At 37.3% G+C, this 24,861-nt stretch carries 25 protein-coding genes, 2 tRNA genes and 1 other RNA gene; 15 read left to right on the top strand and 13 right to left on the bottom strand.

Translation table 11 applies throughout. The annotated features are described in order from the left end of the window. A partial coding sequence (locus AMDU4_RS05640) for a DNA topoisomerase I (protein WP_290704303.1) occupies window positions 1–2,083 on the bottom strand: 2,083 nt, incomplete at its 3' end. 122 nt (window positions 2,084–2,205) lie between these two features. On the opposite strand from AMDU4_RS05640, the gene AMDU4_RS05635 reads away from it, so the two are divergent. Continuing rightward, window positions 2,206–2,481: a hypothetical protein gene (locus AMDU4_RS05635; protein WP_021787016.1), complete on the top strand. Its 276-nt coding sequence runs from the start codon at window positions 2,206–2,208 to the stop codon at window positions 2,479–2,481. Here AMDU4_RS05635 and AMDU4_RS05630 read toward each other — a convergent pair. Next, a complete protein-coding gene (locus AMDU4_RS05630; protein WP_021787015.1) occupies window positions 2,478–2,870 on the bottom strand; it encodes a hypothetical protein in 393 nt (130 codons plus the stop codon). The two genes, AMDU4_RS05635 and AMDU4_RS05630, sit on opposite strands and share 4 nt — an antisense overlap. A 105-nt stretch (window positions 2,871–2,975) precedes the next feature. On the opposite strand from AMDU4_RS05630, the gene AMDU4_RS05625 reads away from it, so the two are divergent. Then, window positions 2,976–3,048: transfer RNA gene (locus AMDU4_RS05625), tRNA-Val, on the top strand. Between the two features lie 67 nt (window positions 3,049–3,115). Next, complete coding sequence (locus tag AMDU4_RS14155) at window positions 3,116–3,481, top strand: SH3 domain-containing protein (protein WP_394324941.1); 366 nt, start codon at window positions 3,116–3,118, stop codon at window positions 3,479–3,481. 86 nt (window positions 3,482–3,567) lie between these two features. On the opposite strand, the gene AMDU4_RS05620 is transcribed toward AMDU4_RS14155, so the two are convergent. Together AMDU4_RS05620 and AMDU4_RS05615 are read right to left on the bottom strand one after the other, a co-directional pair. Beyond that, the gene (locus tag AMDU4_RS05620; RefSeq protein ID WP_021787013.1) at window positions 3,568–4,368 is read right to left on the bottom strand and encodes a class I SAM-dependent methyltransferase; all 801 of its coding nucleotides are present in this window, start codon (window positions 4,366–4,368) and stop codon (window positions 3,568–3,570) included. 73 nt (window positions 4,369–4,441) lie between these two features. After that, window positions 4,442–4,657, bottom strand: coding sequence for a type II toxin-antitoxin system HicB family antitoxin (locus AMDU4_RS05615; protein WP_021787012.1), 216 nt, complete (start codon window positions 4,655–4,657; stop codon window positions 4,442–4,444). Window positions 4,658–5,235: 578 nt separating this feature from the next. Between AMDU4_RS05615 and AMDU4_RS05610 the strand changes: the two genes are divergently transcribed. Genes AMDU4_RS05610 through AMDU4_RS05595 form a run of 4 tightly spaced genes read left to right on the top strand, consistent with a single transcriptional unit; the run spans window position 5,236 to window position 8,748 of the window. After that, complete coding sequence (locus tag AMDU4_RS05610; RefSeq protein ID WP_021787011.1) at window positions 5,236–6,465, top strand: molybdopterin molybdotransferase MoeA; 1,230 nt, start codon at window positions 5,236–5,238, stop codon at window positions 6,463–6,465. Next, entirely contained in the window at window positions 6,456–7,670 is a 1,215-nt protein-coding gene (locus tag AMDU4_RS05605) for a molybdopterin molybdotransferase MoeA (protein WP_021787010.1), read from the top strand. The genes AMDU4_RS05610 and AMDU4_RS05605 overlap by 10 nt, the downstream gene beginning before the upstream one ends. Window positions 7,671–7,699: 29 nt before the next feature. After that, on the top strand, window positions 7,700–8,206 hold the full coding sequence (locus AMDU4_RS05600; RefSeq protein WP_290704300.1) for a hypothetical protein: 507 nt from the start codon (window positions 7,700–7,702) through the stop codon (window positions 8,204–8,206). Then, complete coding sequence (locus tag AMDU4_RS05595) at window positions 8,203–8,748, top strand: molybdenum cofactor guanylyltransferase (RefSeq protein ID WP_021787008.1); 546 nt, start codon at window positions 8,203–8,205, stop codon at window positions 8,746–8,748. Before AMDU4_RS05600 ends, AMDU4_RS05595 begins: the two co-directional genes overlap by 4 nt. On the opposite strand, the gene AMDU4_RS05590 is transcribed toward AMDU4_RS05595, so the two are convergent. Both AMDU4_RS05590 and AMDU4_RS05585 read right to left on the bottom strand, forming a co-directional pair. Continuing rightward, window positions 8,734–9,192: a molybdopterin-guanine dinucleotide biosynthesis protein B gene (locus AMDU4_RS05590; protein ID WP_021787007.1), complete on the bottom strand. Its 459-nt coding sequence runs from the start codon at window positions 9,190–9,192 to the stop codon at window positions 8,734–8,736. The genes AMDU4_RS05595 and AMDU4_RS05590 overlap by 15 nt on opposite strands. Before the next feature lie 32 nt (window positions 9,193–9,224). Beyond that, window positions 9,225–9,806 carry a hypothetical protein gene (locus tag AMDU4_RS05585; RefSeq protein WP_021787006.1) on the bottom strand — a complete coding sequence of 194 codons (582 nt, stop codon included), beginning with the start codon at window positions 9,804–9,806 and terminating at the stop codon, window positions 9,225–9,227. Window positions 9,807–9,892: 86 nt separating this feature from the next. Here AMDU4_RS05585 and fdhF point away from each other — a divergent pair, with 86 nt between their 5' ends. From fdhF to fdhD, 3 genes are read left to right on the top strand one after another with little or no spacing between them, the layout of a single operon-like run. Beyond that, the gene (gene fdhF / locus AMDU4_RS05580) at window positions 9,893–12,829 is read left to right on the top strand and encodes a formate dehydrogenase subunit alpha (RefSeq protein ID WP_021787005.1); all 2,937 of its coding nucleotides are present in this window, start codon (window positions 9,893–9,895) and stop codon (window positions 12,827–12,829) included. Window position 12,830: 1 nt separating this feature from the next. Then, window positions 12,831–13,262, top strand: coding sequence for a DUF1641 domain-containing protein (locus tag AMDU4_RS05575; RefSeq protein WP_021787004.1), 432 nt, complete (start codon window positions 12,831–12,833; stop codon window positions 13,260–13,262). Between the two features lie 44 nt (window positions 13,263–13,306). Further along, window positions 13,307–14,074: a formate dehydrogenase accessory sulfurtransferase FdhD gene (gene fdhD, locus AMDU4_RS05570; protein WP_290704297.1), complete on the top strand. Its 768-nt coding sequence runs from the start codon at window positions 13,307–13,309 to the stop codon at window positions 14,072–14,074. A 13-nt stretch (window positions 14,075–14,087) separates the two neighbouring features. Here the strand turns inward: fdhD and AMDU4_RS05565 are convergent, their stop codons facing one another. Continuing rightward, window positions 14,088–16,760, bottom strand: a complete 2,673-nt coding sequence (locus tag AMDU4_RS05565) for a UvrD-helicase domain-containing protein (protein ID WP_021787002.1) — start codon at window positions 16,758–16,760, stop codon at window positions 14,088–14,090. Between the two features lie 99 nt (window positions 16,761–16,859). Here AMDU4_RS05565 and AMDU4_RS05560 point away from each other — a divergent pair. From AMDU4_RS05560 to AMDU4_RS05545, 4 genes are all read left to right on the top strand, one after another. Further along, window positions 16,860–16,944 (top strand) — tRNA-Leu (locus AMDU4_RS05560). A gap of 302 nt (window positions 16,945–17,246) precedes the next feature. Next, window positions 17,247–17,903 (top strand): nucleotidyl transferase AbiEii/AbiGii toxin family protein, encoded by a 657-nt coding sequence (locus AMDU4_RS05555; RefSeq protein WP_021787001.1) that lies wholly within the window; start codon window positions 17,247–17,249, stop codon window positions 17,901–17,903. Between the two features lie 4 nt (window positions 17,904–17,907). Next, entirely contained in the window at window positions 17,908–18,492 is a 585-nt protein-coding gene (locus AMDU4_RS05550) for a transcriptional regulator (protein WP_021787000.1), read from the top strand. Between the two features lie 127 nt (window positions 18,493–18,619). After that, window positions 18,620–18,745 (top strand): hypothetical protein, encoded by a 126-nt coding sequence (locus AMDU4_RS05545; RefSeq protein ID WP_290704294.1) that lies wholly within the window; start codon window positions 18,620–18,622, stop codon window positions 18,743–18,745. Window positions 18,746–19,090: 345 nt separating this feature from the next. On the opposite strand, the gene AMDU4_RS05540 is transcribed toward AMDU4_RS05545, so the two are convergent. From AMDU4_RS05540 to AMDU4_RS05520, 5 genes are all read right to left on the bottom strand, one after another. Next, window positions 19,091–19,474 (bottom strand): hypothetical protein, encoded by a 384-nt coding sequence (locus tag AMDU4_RS05540; RefSeq protein ID WP_290704291.1) that lies wholly within the window; start codon window positions 19,472–19,474, stop codon window positions 19,091–19,093. Window positions 19,475–20,145: 671 nt separating this feature from the next. Beyond that, window positions 20,146–20,454 (bottom strand): hypothetical protein, encoded by a 309-nt coding sequence (locus AMDU4_RS05535; RefSeq protein ID WP_021786998.1) that lies wholly within the window; start codon window positions 20,452–20,454, stop codon window positions 20,146–20,148. 107 nt (window positions 20,455–20,561) lie between these two features. Then, the gene (locus AMDU4_RS05530; RefSeq protein ID WP_021786997.1) at window positions 20,562–21,695 is read right to left on the bottom strand and encodes an HD domain-containing protein; all 1,134 of its coding nucleotides are present in this window, start codon (window positions 21,693–21,695) and stop codon (window positions 20,562–20,564) included. A 12-nt stretch (window positions 21,696–21,707) separates the two neighbouring features. Next, an RNA gene (gene ffs, locus AMDU4_RS05525) (signal recognition particle sRNA) lies at window positions 21,708–22,011 on the bottom strand. A 33-nt stretch (window positions 22,012–22,044) separates the two neighbouring features. Then, entirely contained in the window at window positions 22,045–22,548 is a 504-nt protein-coding gene (locus AMDU4_RS05520) for an NTP transferase domain-containing protein (RefSeq protein WP_290704287.1), read from the bottom strand. 256 nt (window positions 22,549–22,804) lie between these two features. Here AMDU4_RS05520 and AMDU4_RS05515 point away from each other — a divergent pair, with 256 nt between their 5' ends. Beyond that, window positions 22,805–23,395 carry a class I SAM-dependent methyltransferase gene (locus AMDU4_RS05515; RefSeq protein WP_021786995.1) on the top strand — a complete coding sequence of 197 codons (591 nt, stop codon included), beginning with the start codon at window positions 22,805–22,807 and terminating at the stop codon, window positions 23,393–23,395. Here the strand turns inward: AMDU4_RS05515 and AMDU4_RS05510 are convergent, their stop codons facing one another. Beyond that, window positions 23,396–24,841, bottom strand: a complete 1,446-nt coding sequence (locus tag AMDU4_RS05510) for a menaquinone biosynthesis decarboxylase (protein WP_021786994.1) — start codon at window positions 24,839–24,841, stop codon at window positions 23,396–23,398. Window positions 24,842–24,861: the final 20 nt, after the last annotated feature.

Genomic DNA, 24,861 nt, shown 5'->3' with positions numbered 1-24,861 from the left:
AATTTGAGCATCCAAGAAAACGCTTCCCGTACCTTGACTGCCTGATTATCAGATCTCCTCCGTCAGAGGGGCATTTGCCCACTGAAAGCTTCTTTTTGTTGTACTCGCAGTTGGGATCAATGCACCTGTACTCCGGAGACTGTCCCTTCCTTATTATCTTAATTATAGGCAGAGAGCACACATCGCATTTCTTATCCATCATCTGTATGAGCCCGGTTGCATTTATATTGAAGTTTATTTTGCAATTGTCATTTGAACATTTTATCTTAGAGAAATTACGGTACTTTATCAATGATATGTCTCCGCCGTCAATGGGACATTTGCCAATTGTATCACCCCTGTTTGCATATGTTGTTATTGTTTCCTTTATTTCATCCCTGTTACCCCTGAAGCTTTTCAATGCATTGTGAAGCATTGACCTTGACTCATTAACAACCTCATCAAGACTTTTTTTGTTTTCCGCTATTTTGTCCATTTCCTTTTCCAGTTCGGCAGTCATGTCTGGCTTTGCAATATCCGAATCTATGGAGGTTATTGACTTTATGAAGCCAATTCCAAGTGGTGTGGGTCGCAGTGGATTTCCCGTGGCGAAATTCCTGTCCGCAAGTTTCTGTATGATGTCATGCCTTGTGCTCTTTGTGCCCAGGTTCAGTGATTCCATGAGTTTTAAAAGTGATGCAACGTCATATCTCTTCGGAGGCTCTGTGTATTTTTCCTCTATGTCCCATTTTTTGCCCTTTACCGTTTCCCCTACAATAAGCTCTGGAAGTTTTGATTCACGCAATTTCCTGTATTTGTATATGTCAAACCATCCGTTGTCAAGTATTTTTTCCCCAGAAGATTTGAAATTATAGCCCTTTATATCAATATTAGCTCCTGATTTTTCAATGGTTGCATTCTTGTAAAGTGTAGCAAGAAATCTCCTCACTATAAGTTCATATACGCTTTTGTATGATCCTGTAAGGGCTTTTTTTGGATATGAAACAGGATATATTGGAGGATGGTCTGTTGTTTCAATCTTTCCCCGCGAAGGATAAATTTTATCCTGTGATAACACCATTTTTGCTTCCTTATCAAACTCTGTGCCCTGAAATTTCTGGGCTATGCTTTTTAATGGTATGGACCGCTGGTAAACGGTATTGTCAGTTCTTGGGTAGCTTATTAAACCGCTCATGTAGAGTTTTTCTGCTATCTTCATGGCACTTGATGGGGTTACCCCTATTCTAGATGCCTCACGGAGGAAATCAGTTGTGCTGAATGGTGCTGGCTTGTAAACATCCTTAACCTCTTTGTTATATGATTTTACAATACCGTTTTGGCCGTTTATTGCATTGAATACTTTATTTGCCTCCTCTTCATCTTTTATATTGTTTTCATAAACTCCTAGGAAATCGATGCCCTTGTTAAATGTTACTGTAATTGTGAAATATTTTTCAGGTACAAAATTTGTTATCTCCTCCTCACGGTCGACTATCAGTGCAAGTGTGGGAGTTTGCACCCTTCCAACTGATATGAAATCCTTCCACAGCCTGTTGCTTGTCACTGAAAAAAATCTTGTGAGTACTGCCCCCCAGAGCAAATCTATTTCCTCTCTTGCCTTTGCAGAATCAGCAAGTCCGTAATTCACATCAAGAAGATTGTCAAATGCCTCTCTTACCTCGGAGGATGTGAGTGCACTGAATTTGGCACGCCTTATCTTTGTATATCCCGATTCTATGAATTGTAATGCCTCAACGCCAATGAGTTCGCCCTCACGGTCGTAATCGGTTGCTATGATAATATTATCAACGCCTGAAAAGGATTTTAAAGCTGAGTGCGCCCTACTATTGGTTACTTTATAAATTATATTTGAGTCTATGAGTTTGTCAAGATCCGATTTTACCCAGTCCTTGAATTCCTCGGGGAAATCTGCGCCAAGTATATGTCCACTCAATGAAACCATAATATTCTGTTCATTATTCCTTTCAAATTCTATGTAACTTATGTTTTTAGCCCTTTTCTGTTTAGAGGTTTTATCGGAAAGAATGTATGATATACGCCTTCCTGCATCCATCTTCTCTGCTATAATCAAATTGAGTACCAAAGCAATCTACTAATAATTAACTATACTAAATAAAGATTTTTAATTAAATGATTTGGTGCATTTAACAGAGTTTAAATATTATTTAGGGAACTGTTAAATAGTCTGTTTGACTATATAAAATTATGACAGAAGTAATAATGGTGCATAAATGGAAAGATGACCAGAAGGATGCAGTAATGAAATTCACAACAACGGTTATGGATATGGCAAAATCAAAGAAATTGCCTGCAGGACTGAAACTAGAAGAACTTTACATGGGAGAGAAGGAAAATGAGGCTGTATGCAAGTGGAACGTTGACACGCTTGACCATCTGATGGAGACTGCTAAATCATTCAAGCCTACCTGGGACATACAGGCAATAGAAGTCAACCAGAAATACAAAAAAGGAATATTCTAAATTTTTTTATGTTTTAGTGGAGGAATACCCAGTTTTGCGGCATATTCCTCAACACTTTTTATCTGTTCTTTATGAAGTCCAAGAAATATTCCCTTTCCCTTGCCGCCCACATATATGTTTCCATTAAGTTTAATCAGTTTTCCCAAAGTTTGGCTTATAATTACAAGTTCATGCCCTCTGACTGGGATTGACACTATCTCGGAATTCCACTCTATTTCAGGATAATCACTGTGCCGGGGAAGTATTATCTTTTTAAATGTTGGATCTTCTATGTCTATATGTGTTATCCTGGCTCTGCCATAGCCCTTTACATGGATGAATATAACTGCATTTTCCAGCTTTGAGTTATCAATATATACTGTGCCGGATACCATTATCTTCCCTGCCATTATGTTGCTATAATGCCATGTTAATATTTAAACCGTGCAAGCTTTATGGATTATGGGAACAATAAATGATAAAAATTATTATATTATTATTGACTTATCCTCTAAGGGCTCGTAGTCTAGTGGTTATGATACCGCCCTTACAAGGCGGTGGTCACCGGTTCAAATCCGGTCGGGCCCATTTATATTTATGTGGTTAATGGCCGTCTAAACGGCTATATTGACTAACAAAACAAACAAGGGACAAGATGGAAATGGACGTAAGGTACCGCGTGATCCAAGAGCATGTCAGAAGTTACGATAAACCTTTGAAATTGAGTGCAGGTGAACGGGTGATGGTGAACCGACGGGATACGAAATGGGTCTCGTGGTTCTGGTGCACAAATCTGTTAGGTATCAGTGGCTGGGTGCCGGAAAGTATACTTGGCTATCGTGATGCGTCAAGCGCAGTAGTTACTGCCAACTATAATTCTATCGAATTAACTGTCGCAATAGGGGAAATTGTTGTTGGATTTCATATTCTTGAGGGATGGTTATGGTGCAAAAAGGTGTCGAACGAGGAAGGTTGGGTTCCCCTCGAAAATCTGTTACGTGTTCAAGATAGACTAGACTAATTTCAAACAACGTTGCTATACAACATAAAAGAATAACCAATCCTAAGTTGATGCATTTGTAGTAATAATATGAAAAATTCGCAGACTCATGGAGAGGTTTTTCGCTTAGCAACAAATAACTCAAAAAGATATCTCTTCTTGACATATCCAGCATATTTCGATTCAATGATTTCAGCTATGCAATCCAGAAGTGCTTTGCGACTTTCTTCATCCATTGCCAGAACATCGGAATAGGTTCTCAACAGCTTCTGGTACTCTGCAGTTGAGTACTGTACTTCCTGCTCATAAAACCTTGAAATTACTGTGTTGAAGTATTTTTTCATCTCTTCCTCGTATTTTCGTGCAACAACTCCAGTTGGGTCTGGAAGTTGAAAAGTATCTGGGGTGTTTGAGTCATAGCGTTTATAACAAGTTTGACTATCTATGAAGAAATTCTCTGTACCACCATTAACATGATGGGTCTCAATTATGGCTATATAACCATTCTCACGTAGGAGACGGGTGACTCTAGGAATGCGTTCATTTGGATCGATCCACTTATATGAAGTGGCAAAAACTGCAAGGTCATAGTAATTTGCTTTGTATTTCATCTTCTCGAAGTTACCGATTTTGATCCTGATGTTGGGAAATTCAGAAAGCCTGGTTGTTGCAACTCCTGCAAGGTTCGGTCCAATCTCAACGCAATCAATATTAAACCCTCTCGCAGCCAAACCCTTTGTAAGCTGTCCAGTTCCAGAACCAATTTCAAGAATTCTACTTCTTCTTTGGAGATCGCTAGCCTCTTCTAAATCATCAATCAGCGACCTGGGATACTGAGGTCTAACCAAATCATAAATTTCAGCTATTGTGTCGAATAAGACCCGTTTGTATTTATCATCTAAGTTCATATGTATTCTTCCAAATGGTGATAAGTTTTAAGCTAACTTGACTGGGTCGTCCATTCCAGAAATAGAGGGGAGTCTAGGCATTCAGTTCAACGTTTCCAATGATGTCGATGTCACGAGGAATGGGTTCTCTGTCTGATTTCATGTCATTTATATACCCCTGGATTGCCTCCTTTATGTTTGACATGGCTTCCTCAACTGTTTGACCATCTGATATGCATCCTGGTAAAGCAGGAACTGTAGCCACATATATGTTATCCTCATCTTTTTCCAGGACTACGGTAAATCTCATGTGTTTTAAAGTAGAATTTTCTTTATAACCCTTTCGGATTATTCGCTGTCATCAGAAACGAAATTGAATAATTTCAATATACTGAACGTGTCCGGTCGGGCCCATTTATAGGTATACATAAGCCCTGTTTTTAATGGAAAAGATACTAAACTCTCTGAAAATGGTTAAAATTGATAGAATAGAGAAATCCTACTGACACCAAAAAGTATTTTTCCAGATTTTATATGTTCTCGCAGTGAGCCACCTCCTGTCAAAGCATGGAGACTTCCTGTTCCACTGGCAGAACTTGCACTTGCATAGGGACTTATACTAAATCCTTTGAGTGTAGAGGTTTCATCTCTCTCAGACCTGAATCCCCGGTGTTTAACAGGTATTTATAGGAGTTAAAGCCTTATTCAAATACCTCTGCTATTCCTCTTATTACCTTTTCTAAGAATAGTATTTAAATATTTCTTCTAGAAATTCGTCCACATCGTAAATTCAATAGCTTTCCCGTAGATTGATATGTGAATCAATATATCGGCTGAATAATTTTCAATAAAAATTAATACAATCAATAGATACCAATACAGAATGCAATGGGAAAACACACTATGAAGGGATTTGACAGTTTATTATCATACAGGGATGCTATTTCATCATTTTCTACTGAAAAATGGAAATTTCCCGGTACAGTTAAAATTCCTATTGATAGGGCATTGGGAAAAATATCATCTGATAATGTTTTATCAGTAAAAAACATACCATGCCATGACAAGTCTGCAATGGACGGATATGCAGTATTATCAAAGGACACAATAAACGCATCATCCTCCAACCCTGCAAAACTCATATTGAAAGGATACACAGCCGCAGGTGATCCCCCTGGAAACGTTATATCCAGCGGTGAATGCATGGAAGTATATACAGGGTCTATTATGCCAAACGGTGCCGATGCCGTTGCAAGGGCTGAAAATGGTGAAACCATTGGAAAATATGTCTATGTTTATTCTCCTGTAAGCCATGGAAAAAATGTTTCTTATACCGGAGAGGATATAAAAAATGGCGACATAATAGTAAACAAAAACAGCATCATATACCCGCAGAATATTGCAGCCATGAAAGCCACGGGAATTCAAAGTGTAAACGTATATAAGAAAATATCAATAGGTATTATAAACACCGGAAAAGAGCTTGTGAACGGACAGATAGAAAACTCAACGGGAATGCTTTTAAGAACATTTTATGAAACTGGATATACTGAAACCATTGACGGAGGAATAGTCGATGATGACATGCCCTCCATAATTGCACAGGTTAAATCCATAATAGAAAAATGCCATATTATCATAATCACGGGAGGAAGCAGCCTTGGACGGAGGGACATGACCACAGAGGCACTTTCAAGTCAGGGCAAAATCATCTTTTCAGGCGTATCCATAAAACCCGGTCGCACAATAGCTTTGTTCAACATAAAGGATAGACCTGTGCTGTCTGTTTCCGGGCTTCCTGTCGCTGCTCTGATATCCTCCATGGTTTTTGTTAACCAGTATATAAAGAATATATATGGAATAGGATACATTCATAAAACGGTTTCAATAATGGATGAGAGCATACACAACAGGGTGGGCGTTACCACATTCCAGATTGCAGAGACATCTGGAAAAAATGGTGAATTGCATTCAGTTCCAGTAAAAACAACGGTTTCGGGCATGATTTCCGCCATGATAAGGGGGAACTCAATAATCAAAATTGATGAGGATATGGAAGGGCTGCCACAGGGTTCAACGGCCACTATTTATATTATGGGTGATATAAAATGGGATTGATATTTCATAATCTGATAAAATTTCATGATGCGGATGACATAATCAGAAAAAATATGAAAGTTCTGGAAGACTATGAGGAAATAAGGCTTTCTGAAGCATCTGGCAGAATCTCTGCTGAGGATGTATACAGCAGGAATAACCTCCCTCTGTTCTCAAGGTCTCAGGTGGACGGATACGCCATCCTTGCATCTGACATCACTGGTGCATCCTATGATCTGCCTGTAAGGCTGGAACTTGCCGGGGAAACAAACATAGGTGAGAAGGCTGTGAACTTCCCCGGACACGGAAAATGCATAAAGGTCCCCACTGGCGGTGTAATACCTGTAGGGGCAGATGCAATGGTACCATTCGAGGATACGAAGGCGGATGGCAATGAAATACTCTTTTTCAGTTCAGTAAACCGCTTCAATGAACTTTCCAATGCCGGGATAGATGTGATAAGGGGAGAAAAGATTCTTAACGCACATTCAATGGTTGATTCAAGAAATATAGCAGTACTTGCATCCACGGGAATAGGTACAATAAATGTGATAAGAAAAATTAGGATAGGCATTATTTCGACGGGAAACGAACTGTTGTATCCAGGTGATCCATACCAGGAGGGAAAAATATACGATTCAAACAGCCTTTCAATCAGTGCTGAACTCTTAAAGTATCCTGCCTTTAATGTGAAAGATTATGGCATAATTGTTGATGATCTCACCAAAATAAGGAATGCCATTGACAAATCAATAGATGAGAACGATGTTACCATTACCATAGGAAGCACATCTGCAGGAGACCATGATATGGTATATAAATTACTTGGGGAAAAAAGACCCGGAATCATTTTCCATGGTATAAGAGTGAAACCCGGAAAACCTGCAATTTTTGCCATGTCAGGGGAAAAAATAGTTTTTGGACTGCCTGGATTTCCTGTTTCATCTATGATGATTCTTCATTCACTTCTAATACCCAATCTGTTCAGGAAAACAGGTTTTGAATTTTCGGAAGTGGTAGTTGATGCAATAACTGGCGGGCGTTTTGAACTTCACGAGGGAAATACAGACCTTCTGCTGATAAAGCTTGTGAGAAATGGCAATGGCTATATGGCATACCAGGTTTTAGGGAATTCAGGTTCAATATCCAGAATAAGCAAAGCAACAGGATATTCCATTATAGATTCCAGGACATCATTCATGGACAGGGTTCAAATATTAAGGTAAGGCTATTTACTCCCAGCATACCATCCATATTGATTTTTGGGCAGTATCTTCCTGCAATGGAGAAACTTCCACATTATATTTCTTCCATTTCTACCTTTGTTGAAGGAGGGTATAATGAAATCCAGCGTTCCATGGAAAATGGAGATGCAGATGCCTATGTCTGGAACTATGAGGAAATTCCGGAATCAACTTCATATGATTCATCAATATGCATAAAAGTGCCATATGGCATTGCATACTCAAAGGAAAATTACCGCACCATGGCAATTTCTTACCGTGGCTCTGGACTCTATGAAGAATCTTTGGAGATTTCAAAGGGTAAAGACATCACATATCTTGATCACCCCGAAATAATATGCGATTATGTAAAAAATGGAAGATGCGATGCAGGAATCACCTATAAACAATATGCAGATATGTATTCTCTGAAATTTATTGAAATGGGAAAAATAATTTTCAGGATTTACATAAACAAAAAAAGCATGAAATTTTCTGATCTTGAGAATTCGTTTAAATCAATAGCAGGTTCACAATGATTGCAATATTATTTGCCAAGGAGAGCAGAAGGCTCAAAAACAAACACAGTATGGAACTGTGCGGGGAAACCATGGTTGACCGTATAGCCAGAATACTTGTTGAATCAGGATATTTTGAAAATATCATTCTTTTCACCAGGGACTATTCACTGAAATCCAGATATGCGGTAACAGACTTTGACAGGACTGATGGCATACTCATAGACTCAATCCTATATTGCATTGGAAAATATCATGAATTTCTTGCTGTGGGTGGTGATATGCCATATATAGACAGAGATATCACAGGCAAAATTGTCAATGGATATGAAAAACACAGCATAGCATATGATTCAGAGGGTTTTTGCCAGCCTCTCTTTGCCATATATTCTATGGATATATATGAGCCATTGAAGGAATACCGTAGGGCTGGAGGAGAAAGCATAAGCAACTTCATTAGGAAATCAGATATGAAATGCATTGTAGGTCTGTCAGGAAAGCTGAAAAGCGTAAATACCGTTGAAGACCTCATGGAAGCAAGGGAAAAACTATGCATCCATTAATATACCAATGATTTTGCTAAACTCCTCCGGATATTTTATACACTCTCCAGTATAAGTTTTATTGTTTGCCTTTATTATATAATCATGGTGAATCGTTAAATAGTCTTCATTTCCCAGAACAAGAAACCCTGTAGATTTTGAATAATCCCTGAATCCCTCTATGAGGTAAATATCCACATCATTATCATTTGTTATTATGTCATCAATATCTGTTTTTCTCCTTAACATGCTGTATGTCCTGCCTGGAGCAAGACCGTATATCCTGTATGCCCCGGAATTTTCCATCTGCCACGTATCCTTATGTTCTGTGTCCAGTGATATGTTGTCATGGGGTATATTCTTGACATAGCCTATTGTCATGCTTCCAGAGAGTTGAGAAATGATGTTCGATATAATCGTGGTCTTGCCAGAAGAGGAAGATCCAAAAAAAGAAAAAATTTTCATGTTTCCTTATATTAAAGTTATATAAAATATTTTTAAAGGAACAGATGGAATCCCAGTGCAAAATTAAGTGTTGCTGCAAATGTAAGGTACATTAGCCATGTTCCAGTTACGAGTTGGAAAAATGCTTTTCCCCTTGCCCATGCGGGAGAATGGAAAAGGCTTGCCGGAATATCGTTTATGTAGACGACTGCAAGGAGGATGAATAATATCATTACTGGTATGTCATGCGCAAAACCAAAGACCACCGCACCAATTATGGAAATCCACAGAAATCCAACTGCCATATATCCATCTACTGTTGTATCAGCATTCTTGTATTTGTTGTATCCAAGTGCAAACCAGTGTACACCATAAGAGGTGAATGCAAGTCCTGCCATGTACAAAATAGGGGTAGATCTAAATGCAGGAAATATTGTAAGTCCCAGGAATATATATGTTCCTGCTAGAAATTGCATAAATCCTGGCATGAATATTCCCCATAGTCCCATTGCGTGGTTTATGTTTTCGTTGCTTTCTTTTGGAAATTTAAAAAAAACGGAACCACCAAAGACAAAATAGCCAATTCCCAGGCCGAAGAAACCAACTGCCAGCGGTGGCAAAGCTGCAGGTATCATAATTAATCACTCTATGAGACGATATAATATTATTGTTGCCTACAAAACTACATTATATCTATATACTTACATTTTGTATTTTATGCATGAATCCAAGTAAAATTCTCATTGACGGAACGCTATTCGATGTCGATAAAGATAAAACAATATTGCAGGCAATGATGGAAAATGGCATTGATATACCCCATGTATGCTATAATCCTGCTCTCGGTGCAATAGAATCATGCGATACGTGCATAGTCAAGGCAGATGGCAAATATGTCCGTGCATGTTCCACCAGGATAGAAAATAATATGAAAATTATTTTCAATGAAGAGGATGTAAAAACTAAGGAAACGGAAGCAGTAAACAGAATACTACACAACCATGACCTTTACTGCACTGTATGTGAAAACAACAACGGTGACTGTGCACTCCACAGTGCAGTGGACACACTTCAGGTCACCAGGCAGAAGTACCCTTTTTCCGGAAAGGGATACGAAGCTGATTATTCAAATCCATTTTACCGATACGACCCCGACCAGTGCATACTGTGTGGAAGATGCGTTGAGGCATGCCAGGATGTGGAGGTCAATGAAACACTTCATATTGACTGGTCATTAGAAAGGCCCAGGGTTGTGTGGGATGATAACAAGGCTATAAATGATTCGTCCTGCGTTTCATGCGGGCATTGTGTCACAGTGTGCCCTGTCAATGCACTCATGGAGAATTCTATGCTGGGGGAGGCAGGTTATTTTACATCACTCACAAAGAAGGCAAAATATAATCTTATAGAATTTGGAAAAGATCTTGAAAAACCTGTTGGCAATGGTCTTATAATGAAGATAAGCAATATTGAGGCAAAGATGAGGGAGGAACAGATAAAGAAGACAAAAACTGTATGTACATACTGTGGTGTGGGCTGTTCCTTTACCATGTGGACAAAGGGCAGAAAGATACTTAAGGTCCAGCCTGAGGTTGAATCGCCTGCCAATGGCATATCAACATGCATTAAGGGAAAATTCGGCTGGGGTTTTGTCAACAGCGATGAAAGGTTGAAATACCCGCTAATTAGAAAAAACGGAAAATTTGTCCAGGTATCATGGGATGAGGCAATTGATTTTGCCGCAAATGGACTAAAAAAAATATCAGAGAAATACGGAAACGAATCTATTATGTTCATTGCATCGTCAAAGGGCACCAATGAAGAATCCTACCTTGTCCAGAAAATGGCAAGGCAGATATTCCACAGCGACAATGTTGATAACTCATCCAGATTCTGCCAGGCACCGGCAACAACCGGTCTATGGAGAACAGTTGGATACGGTGGAGATGCAGGATCCATAGAGGATATATACAAATCTGAACTTGTGATGATAGTTGGAGCAAACACTGCAGAATCACATCCGGTTCTTGCAACAAGGGTGAAGAGGGCGCACAAGCTAAACCACCAGAAGCTCATAGTATCCGATTTGAGAAAAAATGAGATGGCTGAGAGGGCCGACATTTACATACATCCTGCTCCTGGAACGGATATAGTGTTACTATCTTCGATCACAAAGTATATCATTGACAAAGGGTGGCATGACAAAAAATTCATCGATGAAAGAGTGAACAATTTTGATGAGTACTATAAAAGCCTGAATACATTCACACTAGAAAATACGTCAAAAATTACTGGAGTTCCAGAGAAACAGATAATAGAAACTGCAGAGATGATTCACAGCGTAAAAAATATGTGTATATTGTGGGCGATGGGTATAACCCAGCATTCAGCAGGAGCAGACGAGTCCACAGCAATATCAAATCTGCTTCTTGTCACAGGAAACTATGGCAGGCCAGGAACCGGCGCATATCCACTTAGGGGCCATAACAATGTACAGGGGGCAAGTGATTTCGGTTCCATGCCCACATATTTGCCCGGATACCAGTCCATAAATGATAAGGAAGCCGTAAAAAAATTCGAGAAGGCATGGAATACAAAATTACCAACAAAACCCGGAATAGACAATGTGTCATGCATTGAAAACATTGACAATAATAAAATTAAGGCCATGTATGTGATCGGGCAGGAGATTGCATCGACTGGCCCAGATTCAAATATGATCCGTCGCTCTTTAGAAAAACTGGATTTTCTCATAGTACAGGATGTATTTTTCTCTGAAACGGCCAAATACGCTGATGTTGTATTGCCCTCCACTGTAAGCCTTGAGAAGGAGGGCACATTTGTCAATACGGAGCGGCGGATTCAGAGGCTTTACCAGGTTATGGAACCATACGGAGAAACAAAACCTGACTGGGAAATCATACAGAACATTGCCAGGGCGCTTGGATATAACTGGAACTACAGGCATCCCTCGGAGATAATGGACGAGGCAGTTTTACTTTCACCCATATTCCATGGTGTGTCCTATGAAAGATTAGAGGGTTTTAGGAGTCTTCAGTGGCCCATGAATGAGAATGGTCAGGGGTCAGAATACCTTTATGCGGACAGGTTCAATTTCCCTGATGGGAAAGCAAGGCTTTATCCTCTGTCATACAGGCCACCACTGAAAGTTTCAGAGGAATATCCACTGCACCTGAACAACGGAAGGATGCTGGAGCATTTCCATGAAGGCAACGAAACTTTCAAGACCGAGGGCATAAAGGAAAAGGTTCCAGACACGTTCCTTGAAATGTCGGAAAAACTTGCCGGAGAATATGGCATAAAAACCGGAGATTTCGTGCGCATCACATCAAAATGGGGGAGCATAAAGGTCAGGGCACTGATAACGGAAAGAGTCAGCGGAAATGAGCTTTACATGCCCATGAATGCGGCTTCTGACGCTTCAACTGTAAACCTTCTCACTTCCTATACAATGGATCCGGATACAGATACACCGGCTTACAAGGAACTGCCTGTGAAAATTAAAAAACTAAAGGAAAATGGTGGAACTCCTCTGCCCAAAAACAACTCAAGGTATGGAAATCCACATCCACAGATAGGCATAATGGTTAGCGAGAAATGGAAGAGAGATGATTACTCAAAATTAACGGATGATTAAAATGTCGAAGCCTATAGAATTTATTGAAAATGGAAAAGAAAAGGATAGCCCGGTTATAGCTGAAGAGTTTCAGGAAGGCTTCAACAACCTGTTGAAAACAATAAAAAACCTGAACGATTCAGGCTTTCTGTCTCTTTTAAATGCAATATCAGCGAATTACAAATATATAATAGACACATTTTCGGAACAGTTCAATTCCGATTCCACAAAGAAATCACTGACAAATATAATGAGTGTCTTTGATCTGCTTTCCAAGCTTGATCCCGATATGATGGTAAACCTTATGACACGGCTCGGCGATTCAATAAACAATGCCGGAAAACCCAGTGCCAGTGGACTTATGGGTCTTGTCGGGATGATGCATAGGAGCGATGTTGCAGAACCCATATCAATATTGCTGAAAATTCTAGCAGGAATGTCAGAGAAGAAATGAACGGCTACATAAAACGACATATAACCCATTTTCAATCTGGCACAATGGGGAAAATATACGATAATGTGACCTTGGAAGAACCAGTGGAAATAATATTATATGATGGTAATGAAACATATAATGTATCAGTGATTATGCGGACACCTGTGGATGATTTTGCCCTTGCAGTGGGATTCCTGTTTACAGAGGGCATAGTAAAGCCTGAGGATATTGAAGGCATAAAATATTCTGAAAGTGCAGGAATATCCGAAAAAAATAACATTGTGACCATATCTGTAAAATCATTTGATAGGCAATTGATTGGGAACCGGAATTTCTATGTGAATTCCAGCTGTGGTGTCTGTGGGAAAACCAATATAAACGATATTTACCTCAAGGCAGGGCATCTTATAGGCCACGGCAATCCAATTGATTGCAGACAACTATTGAAATTACCTGAGATCATGAGGGCAAAGCAGTCCATATTCCAGAACACGGGGGGTGTGCATGCTGCAGCAATAATGGATTATTCAGGAAATATACTGTCCATGGGCGAGGACATCGGCAGGCACAATGCAGTCGACAAGGCAATAGGAAAAATGCTTCTCAAGGGAATAGCAAGAAGTCCTGAGGCAGTTTTGCAGGTCAGTGGTAGGGCAGGTTTTGAGATAGTGCAAAAAGCTGCAATGTACGGAATTCCGATTGTAAGCTCAGTTTCTGCTCCATCCTCCCTGGCCATAGAGCTTGCGGTTGAATTCAATATGGCGCTTGTTTCATTTGTTAGGCGAAATAGCTTCAATGTATATGCTCATCCTGAAAGGATAAAAATGTAATAAATATTATAAATTATTTGAGTAATTCAGCCAGTCTTTCGTATAATGTGTCCTCGCAGGGATAATTCAGATAGTCTTCAATGAACTTTTCGGGATTGTGCTTATAATCCAGAAATCTCCATATGTACTTTTTCAACGTTGTTTCAGAATACTTATCCGGTTTTTTGTATATTATTCCTGTGGTATTCTCATGAGTGTTTATTTTTCCCCTTATACTTATATATCCTATTGCTGTGTCTATGTTGTCAGAATTTATATTGTTTTTTATGGAGTAAAGAATCTTGTATGCCAGTAGCTGTACCCTGTGATGTGATGCCTTTTCAGTGGTTTTGTCTGTTTTGTAATCAAGTATCACATACTTTTTGCCGTCGCTGAACACAGCATCAATCTTGCCATAAAACATAATTTCATCCGGTTCACTGGAAAACTCTGTAAACATCTGGTTAACCCTGGCTATGGCTGAGACCTCCGCCTCGATCTGTTCCATATTGAAACCTGTCTTTATCTGGTTCACCACCGATTCTATGTTTGAAAGTATTTTTTTATCCCTGTCCATGAGTATTTCCCTTTTTATCTCATCCTTATAGAGCGATTCGGCAAGTTCATGGGCATTGAGACCGTAATACAGTGCATCCGTTTTTTCATTGAGTTTCAGTATATTGTTTTTCAACAGCCAGAAGGGGTTGTCAAGGCTTACCAGCGAGAAGGAAAGGACATTCTTGTTCCTGAAAAATTCATAGACTATGTCCCTGAGCCATTTTTCCTTGGTTGAAAGGGTATTCATTGCGCCATTATAGTCACCGGAAACAAACTGGAAATAAGCCTCATCATATTTTTTAGTCTCAGGAATTTCCGGCCTCTCAGAAAAAGTTTCATCTGTAGAAACCTCAGAATATTCCGGTATCTGGTAGTTCCCCGCCTCTCTGTGCGTTGTGCATACCCAAAGGTTCTTTTTCGCCCTTGTGAAGGCTACAAAATCAATTCTTATGCTCTCATTTCTCAGTTCATCATCCACATTTATTTTCTTTACCTCCTCTATTATGGATGATATAATAATATCTATGTACGTGTCTGATTTTCTTGGTTTTCTAGGCAGATATACGACATTGTCAAACTCACATCCCTTAGCCTTGTGCACAGTGGTGAGGATTATTCTGGAGTCACCCGATTTCCCAGAGTTTTCGGAATATGAAAGGTCAAGGAAGTCGAAAAAATTCTCTCTTGTATATTCATGTTCCGCATCAAAAAATTCCCCTATGGAAGACTTTACCGTGGCAGCTGTGAGAAAATATTCCTTGCTTATGGAGGATGCAATAGGGAGTATCCTTTCATCAAACAGTTTCATTATACTCTCCCTTGAAAGGTTTTTACTCTTCAATGAAAAAAATGGATTTCCCCTATCAAATGAGTCTATTGTGCTTTCTTCATTTCTTATTGATTCAGCCATACTGAATGCTTCCTTCAGGGATATGCCTGAGAAAGGTGTTACGATGGCACTTATTACATCGTCAGGTATATCATAAAGGATGCCCTTAAGAAATGCTGTTATATCCTTCTTTGCCTCGTTCACACTGTGTACGTTTGAATCACTGGAATAGCTAATATTATACCTGTCCAGCATTGCAGATATTTCGTCTATCTGTGCATTGGTTCTTGCTATTATGCCTATATTCCCATCTGATTCTGGGATGCTGTTAATAATCCCCATGACAGATTCTTCTGGAGAGCCAGATTCAATGACCTTTACCTTACTGCCCCTGTCCTTGATTCCCCTAAAATTTTCCAGTTCCGGTACATCATTTTCGAATTTAAGATAATATTGCTTTGCGTACTGTAGAATTGTATCCGTGCTCCTGTAATTGGTTTTCATGTCCTCCTTTAATATTTCACTGTTTCCAATCAGTGAGTTAAAAACTGACAGTGCCCCTCCCTGGAATCCGAATATGGATTGCTTCCTGTCTCCCACTAAAAATTTTACATTTCCAGTAGACATAGCAATTCTGGATTCTATGTCGTTGACATCCTGAAGTTCATCAACAAATACATAATCATATATATTTTTGTCTTTCATTTTATGGAATTCAAACAATAAATCATTGAAATCGGGACTATTTTTATTTTCCTCATAATATTTGAATGCCTGGTAAAAGTAATCAAACAGATATTCCTCCTCATCAAGACTGATATTTTTGACTATTCCCGAATTGTATTTATTCCTTAAGGATTCCATGATTTTGTTCTTATATTCTTCAATGTCTGCTGGGCTTATCCCGAAACTTTTGATATATCTTATTGCATTTTCAAGTTTCGGTACTATGTCGCCTATAACATAGTCCCTGCTATAATTAAATGCCCTGAGGTCTCTGAGTTTTTTGTATATTAGATATCTTGCCAGGTTGTATGATACTATATCCCCGGTGGGCTTAGATGAAAAGATTTCCTGATATGCAAGTGCATGGAATGTATAAATGTTCACATCATATGCAGTTATATTTTTGTTTCCAGCATCTCTAAGTTTTTTGTCTATGCTTTCCTGAAGCTGTGCCACTGCATTATTTGTGAAAGTGATGCATAATATTTTTTCTGGCCTTATTCCCTCACTTATGAGATTAACAACCTCACTTGAAATTCTGGTGGTTTTTCCAGTTCCTGGATTGGATATAACTAATGTATCCCTGCTGATCATTTGGAATATGATTGTGTTTTATTTAATAAAGTATAAGGTTTTTGGCTTTTTTGTGGATAATATAATTAAAGTTAATATATCTAAAAATAATACCCAAGGGCAGAGGTTACCGAGTTAGGACAAAGGCGCTAGATTAAGGGTCTAGTCTCGAAGGAGTTCGCGGGTTCAAATCCCGTCCTCTGCATGATGATAAAAGTTTAATGAAATAGACAAATTCAATTTTTACCAGGTATTTTATTTATGCCAGTGATGCGTCTAAAGTTCAATAATGAGAAAGGAAAGGAAAGGAAAGAAATTAATTATCCTTAAGGAACAATATTTGGGTTCATGGACTAATAGATACATTTCGATAATTTGTTAATCATAACTCTAGATATCTCTTTTACAAGATAGTTAACAAATACATTATTATAGAACAGTTTATTGAAACTTTTAAAATCAATCGAACTAAAGTTATATTTTTATATAACTCTGGTATATTAGGTTATGAAGCTTCCCATTATTAAGCAATTAAAAAAAAGAGATCAAATAGAAACTGCCAAATTACAAGACGAATTAATATTATTACTCTATAATACAGATAATTCATTAGTAATTCATGGAGGAACATCTATCTGGAGATGTTACTCTGGTTATAGATTCTCGGAAGATATTGATTTATATTCAACAGTTTTTCCCAAACATTTAAATTATTTTAGAGACGCATTAAAATCACATGAATTGAAATTACTTAAATTAAAGGATACCGGAAATATACTATTTTCAAATATTTCCGAAAATAATACAAATGTAAAAATAGAGATAAATCATAAATGTTATCCAGAAAATCCTGTTGAAATTGAGTATGAACTTATTGACGGGAATACCCTAAATGTTCTAAGCCTATCCCCAGAAAATCTTATTATAGAAAAAATAGCAGCATATAAAAATAGAAGATTTATAAGAGATTTGTATGATATTTATATACTGATCAAACATGTTAAAGATCAGGAATTAATCAAATCAGATTTATCCAATTTTTTGAATCACCTAGAAAAACCCGTAGATGAAGATGTATTAAAAACTATAGTGTATCTGGGTCTGCCTCCGTCATATAATAAAATAGTTGAATACATCCGACAATATGTAAATTTAAGGGAGTGATATAATGAAATATGTAATGGAATTTTTCCAAAGATTTAATGATAAATACATATTTTCTGCGAATGATGTTAATAGATTTTTATCCCATAAAGGGGCAAATAAAAACTATTATAAGATATTTTTATATAATTTATCTAAATCAAATAAAATTAAGAAGATAAGATATAACTATTACAGTATGCACGATGATATTATGATAACAGGTTATTCATATTATCCGTTTTATTATGGCCTTGAAAATGCATTATCATTGTTAAAACTCTGGGAACAGGAAACAAATCCCGTAATCATTACACCATTGCATGTCAGGACAGGATTAATGCAGTTTGATGGTAGAAATTACATCGTAAGGAAAATTTCTAGGGAAATGTTTTTTGGATATGGATATGTTAAATACTTTGATTTTTATATTCCTGTATCAGACATGGAAAAAACCTTAATAGATTTCATTTATTATAATGAAAAGATTCCTGATGACATATTCAATTATTTAAGAGAAAATGCAAACAAAAAGATATTAAAATCCTACATTTCCAGGATTAATATAAAAGAAACTAAAGATAAAATTTTGAAGGTATTAAAATCTTAATATTATATTGCGTGATTTTGTTTGTGTGAGCGTAATTATCTGTAAATAGTAGTACTAATTATGCATAAGTGGCAGGGCTTGTAAGAAAAGTGGGAGTCAGAATAGTTTCTATGTTTATATACCCATTTTGAGTGATCTTATTAGTTATGGTTTCGGCGGAGAGGCGGTGTACTTCATTTACGAGGTATTAACTTATGGGCTTATGATGAAGATGGTCATAGCCATTGCGGGAAAAAATCTCTTTGCATTGTAAATAAAATTTTCATCAACGTTCCCAGTAAAATCAAGGTCATCCGAAAATCTAGCCAAATCATAAAGTTTGAAAAGGCAAATGCCACCTTTGAATACTATTCTGGAGGATTCCTAATAACCCAAAAATGGGATCTTTTAATTCATTGACTCTTGATTGAAAAAGCCGTATCCATCTGTGTTAGCGGAGACCTATCAAGTTAGAGTTCTCTAAGAAACCGAGGTTTTTAGAAATCGTCTCTGTTATTATTTCTGGATATAAACAATAGTAATAAATCCTGAAAATAATCTTTCTCCATAAACCCTATATTTTTTAGGCCTTTGGAAATACCCCCTCTTTTTAGTTCTTCTACTGAAATCGTTGTCTCACCATCCAATTATTTTTTTTAACTTCATAATATGTATATGCAATATTCCGGTCATTTCCTAGAAAATCCCTTAAAATTTCTGATTCAATTTCATTCATTTCAAGTAGATAGCCAGTTATCCTGGATACCTTTTTTCCCGATCTAACCGCATATCTCTCAAGTTTACTGATATCACAAATTTTTATTGCATTGTTTAATTCATCTAATGGAGTATTTCCTTTTATTATGGAATCTATAACAGCCTTTTCAGGCTCAGCAATGAATATATCGAAGCCGTTATACCTGTCCCTTTTATATCCATATAAATCACTTATTTTTATAAGTTCTATGTCATTTAGTGACCTGTTTTTAAATGTGGCCACCATAATCCTGAATGGTAACTGTGTTGTTATACCATAATATTGGAATGCAGAGGAAAATGACAAATAGGATGGATAGTAAATATTAGTTGCATATATCATTGGGTCATTATAAAAACTATATATTCCATTGGCTATTTCAAATAAAGTATTGTTTTTTCTTAATCGGTGCACAAATAATTTCGCATAACTATATGAATTGAAATATTTAGACACAATATTAAGATTGAACGCAGGTAATTTTTTAAGATCATTTATTACATTAGTTATCTTGTATATATTTTATAATGTTATCATCATTGATAACATTTTCTATTTATTTAATCGCATTGATATTGGATTGATATCGAGTAAAACAAATAATTTTTATGAAATCTAAAAATTAGATCAGATATTAATTAATATCTATAATATCTGTAAAGCAATGCTTTTCCAGCATAAACCTACTTCTTATAAAATAATTAATATGTTATCATTCCTTTTAAATCAATTTATTTTGCAATTTTCCTTAAATTTATTATTGACTGCGGCAATAACATTTATTGATTTATCCTGAACTCTCTACTTTTACCACCATGATGCAGAGTTCAGAATATAATATAAATCGAACACATTTCGGAATTTTATTCAAGAATAAAAAGGATATTGGCAACATGAATATCTATGATTATTGTTGATTATAAACTAAAGGTTTTTCTTTCAATATTATTATTTTTGATAGGTCTTTTTGTTTTATCTAAGATTTGAAACATCTTCAGAACGTTTTCATTCTCGTTTACTTCTTTTACAATTTTATTGCATAAGGATTTGTTTTTTTTATATTGGGAAGCAAAAGAATGTGTTATGCCAATTACATTAGCAAAATCAATTTGTATATTATTATTATCATTACTATTTATAATTTTGAATAAATTATCAGCACTCGTTCTATAGGCAGGATACTTGGAAATTAAATCACATAATTTAATTATCTTCATATTCTTCATAGAATAGAATAACAATTTAACATATAAATATATTTTATATATTAGTTAACAAGCACCTGTTAATTATGTCATTATATGTAATAATTTATTGAAATTGATGTAGGATATCATTTTATAACCATCAATTTTCTTATTTTTCCATATACTCTATCTGATGCTGACACCAGTATCTGTTTATTTTCCATTTCACCAGATAGTGCCATTGCCATGGATGATACATTGTTTATGTTTTCCATTCTGCCTCTGTAATGTACCTTCGCATAATTTTTTATCCTGGTGCTGCCAGCAAAATATAATGGGGGGACAATATCCACAATATATTCATGTTCCGGTAAATCACCCAAAAGAGATTTTATTTCCACTATTCTTTCTACAGTATAATTCCCCCTGTATGCCACCTTGAACAGGTTCCTGTTCATAACCCTTTTAACCAGTTCTGATGATTTTCCATTTAGGAGTTTTTCAATGAACTGGAAATCGGTCATTTTCATGTCATCCACGTTCTTTTTATCGTTGTCTAGATATGCATATCCCAGCATTCTCTGTGCTATCCTGCAGGTTTTATGGAAGTAAACCGTATTATACATCAATATTCTTGTAATAATTATGGACTCTATGGTTGGTATGGATTTTTCAACTCCCACAAGGTCTGAACCATTTACCATTAGTGTGTTGAAAAGCCTCTTATAGTCGATTTGCCCCATTGTAACACCACAGAATAATGCATCTCTTCTGAGATAATCAATCTCATCCACATCAATTGGTCCGCTTATCATCGTGGAAAATAATGGATATTTTTTCGACGAACCAGTAGCCACATCAGCTATGTCAGATGGACTGTAACCGTATTTTTCCAATATATCTGGAATAGTACTATCATCATATGGATTCTCTCCCAGTATAATCTTTCTCGTCAAATCCTCGTGGACAACTTTGTAAAGGCCGTAAAACTCATTTTCGAGTCCATGGCTGAATGGCATATGCCCTATATCGTGCAGAAGCGCTGCAATGGATGGTATCTCATCTTTTATCTCCAGTGCCTCGGAAAGTTCGTGTGCCATAAACATGGTGCCTAAGGAATGCTCGAATCTTGAATGGTTTGCACCGGGAAATACAAGGTTGCAGAGCCCAAGTTGCTTTATATATCTAAGTCTTTGAAAATACTGTGAATCCACAATTTCGCTGAACAGCCCGTCAATTTTTACTGGTCCGTTAACCGGATCCTGAATGATTTTATACATAAATAATCATAATACTGGACACATCTGGTTCGGTCCAGGTGTTTTGGTAGCGTCCTCCACTTCCTCTCCTCCCCGCACCCTCTCAGCATCGATGGTTCGGAATACCAGTGTTCCCTTCCGGGCCTAGTGGGGTTTTCCCGACAAATTGCATATATATCATCCTTTGAGGTTATATATGCAAACCCCCGATCCAAAAGGACAGAGACTCTACGATTCCATGGAGACTGCCAAAGGCCTGGTTGCCCTCGCCAGACAGTCGCCCCCGCATTTCGGCACGGGTCACAGGGAGTGCCTAGCTCCCCGGTCTAGTCCAGTACTACTCAAATGTACACATGTTAAAAAAATTTTGCTATTTTTCTAAATATTCTATTGCTCTTCTATAGTCTTCCGAAAAATTAAGGTTAAAGAAATCTTCTCTTTCGATTTTTATATTCCTGTAAGGAAGGTTTTCATTGCCCGGATTTTTGAAGAATATGGATATTCCGGATAATTTATTATTTACCATCAGGGTCACTATCCCAGTTTCCAGAGAAATACTTTGTTCTATGAAATTTTCAATCATTTCTGGAGAAAATATAACATCAGCTGGAACTACAAGAACGGGTAATGAGCACATACCTACGGCAAAACTAAGATCCTCAGCATAACTCCCCTTTCCCATGACAATTCGTACCTCTGGGTATTCATGGAGAAATAATGTATTTTCACTTATACAGAGGCTAATCCTAAAATTCTGGCTATGGAGTATCCTTACAACCCTGTCTATAATTTTTTCTCCATTTATTTCAAGGAGCATTTTTTTACTTGTACCCATCCTACTCCCCGTTCCTCCTGCCATTATAACTGTATCCACGACCTTACATTATATGTACATAATTTAATTTTTTCATGGCTCAATTAGAAATACAGTTACAAAAATTTCCTGTAAAATCAGTCATGATATAGAATATTAAATATCCAGAGAAAATTATACTGATTGTAAAAATCGGTAAATTTTACCTGCATGAAAATCCATTGAATCCCATATTAAAAGATAGCACAAATATTATAACCAATTTATCCATCAATTATCATAGAAAATTTATAATCCATATTCATTATAAGGTTGCATGAAAGAATATTATCTAGAGGGTGAAGAAAAGTTTGGATTTTTTACAGCATCATTTTACAATCTTATGGCCTGGAGGTTTATTAAGAAACTCTATAATTATGCTCTTGAAGAAATGAATGATATGAAACCTTCATCAATACTGGATCTAGGTGCTGGCCCCGGGAGGCTCTCTGTAATGGTTTCCCAGAAATTTCCAGATGCCAAATTTTTTGCAATCGACCCTTCCAGGTATATGGTGAAGGCAGAACAAAAGAACTTTGCAAAGGCAAATATAAAGGCCCAGTGCCAGCTTGGAAGCAGCAGGGATATACCCTTCGGAAACAATTTTGACCTCATATATACAACACTATCATTCCACCACTGGCAGGACAGGGACAATAATATTAAATACATACTTTCAAAACTAAATACCAACGGGGCATTCCTTATAATAGAATTCATGCAGGAATATTACAAATCTCCAGTATCACAGCATAGAAAGCATTCTATTTCAAAGCAGTATGCAGAATCCCTTAATTTCGATGGATATGAAAGAAAAATAAACATTTCTGGAGAACTTATTTCCCTTAAATTCAGAAAAATATCCTGATCAGCTGTGTGCTTGCTCCAGCTTTTTTATTAATTCATCAGCTTTTCTCTCTATATCAGGTGTCATTGATAATGTATCGGGCCATGGCCTGTTGTAATTTTCTGCTGGAGATTTTTTCGTTGCATCTATACCCATCTTTGAACCTAAATTAAAAAGCCTCGCAGGGTGGTCCAGGGAATCTGTTGGTGTATTGGGAATCATGAAAACATCGTTAACCGGATCAATGCGTGTGGTCATTGCCCACATAACTTGTTTCATATCATGGACATCAATATCATCATCTACAACTACCACAATTTTTGTGAACATCATCTGCCCTGTTCCCCATATGGCAAACATTACCTTCTTTGCCTGCCCTGGATACCTTTTCTTTATGGAAACTACAATCATATTGCTTACTACTGTTTCCTCCGGTATGTTCATATCCACTATTTCGGGTATCTGTATCTGTATTAATGGAAGAAACATCTTTTCTATGGCTTTTCCTATCCTTACATCCTCATGCCACAGTTTTCCCACTATGGTCGTAGCATAAATGGGATTGATTTTCTGTATAACTTTCTTGATATGAAATACCGGAAAAGCTTCCTCAAGGGAATAATATCCTGTATGGTCTCCGAAGGGGCCTTCAATTCTGGTTTCCGAGGGGTCAATGTATCCCTCAAGAACTATCTGTGAGCTTCTTGGGTACTCAAGGTTAACTGTTTCACCCTTGATGAGTTCAAGATGTTTCTTTGCAAGAATTCCCCTGAATGAAAATTCATCAATGCCATTTGGCAATGGAGCTATGGATGAAAAAAAGGTCAGTGGGTCCACACCAATGGCCACAGCAACATCCATTATTTTTCCTTCCTGTTTGTATTTATCCATATGCTCAGCGCCACCTTTGTGTATATGCCAGTGCATTCCCACTGTTTCATCATCATATACCTGCATCCTGTATGTTCCTACATTTCTGGTACCTGTATCAGGATCCTTTGTTATGACAACGGGCATTGTAATATACCTCCCTCCATCCGCAGGCCAGTTCTTTGTTATGGGGTAGCTAGACAGATGGGGTTCCACAACCTCAAATTCAGAGTTTTTCCTGCTGTACACCTTTGGCTTTATCCCGCTCATTTCCTTGAGCATTTCCAGGCCCCGGGATATCATGGATTCTGTGTCATCTGGAATGCGTACTATATTCTTCAATTTAAGCCCTATATTGTATGGAGTATCACCAAGAATAGCCTCTATTTTTTTGTCCGAAGAAAATATATTGCCTATTACCGGCATGCTTGACCCTTTCACATTATTGAACAGCATGGTTCTTTTCTTTCCTATACGCTCCTCTTCGCTAAGTATGTATGTTAATTCCAGTTCCGGATCAACTTCCTCGTTAATTCTTACCAGGTCGTTATTGTTTTCCTGGTATTTTATAAACTCGTTCAGGTCCTCAAAAGTCATAGCTAATAATAACCTGATTA

Source organism: Ferroplasma sp. Type II, assembly GCF_000496155.1.
The sequence above is the reverse complement of the archived record's forward strand: the minus strand, read 5'-3'. Positions and strand labels throughout refer to the sequence as shown.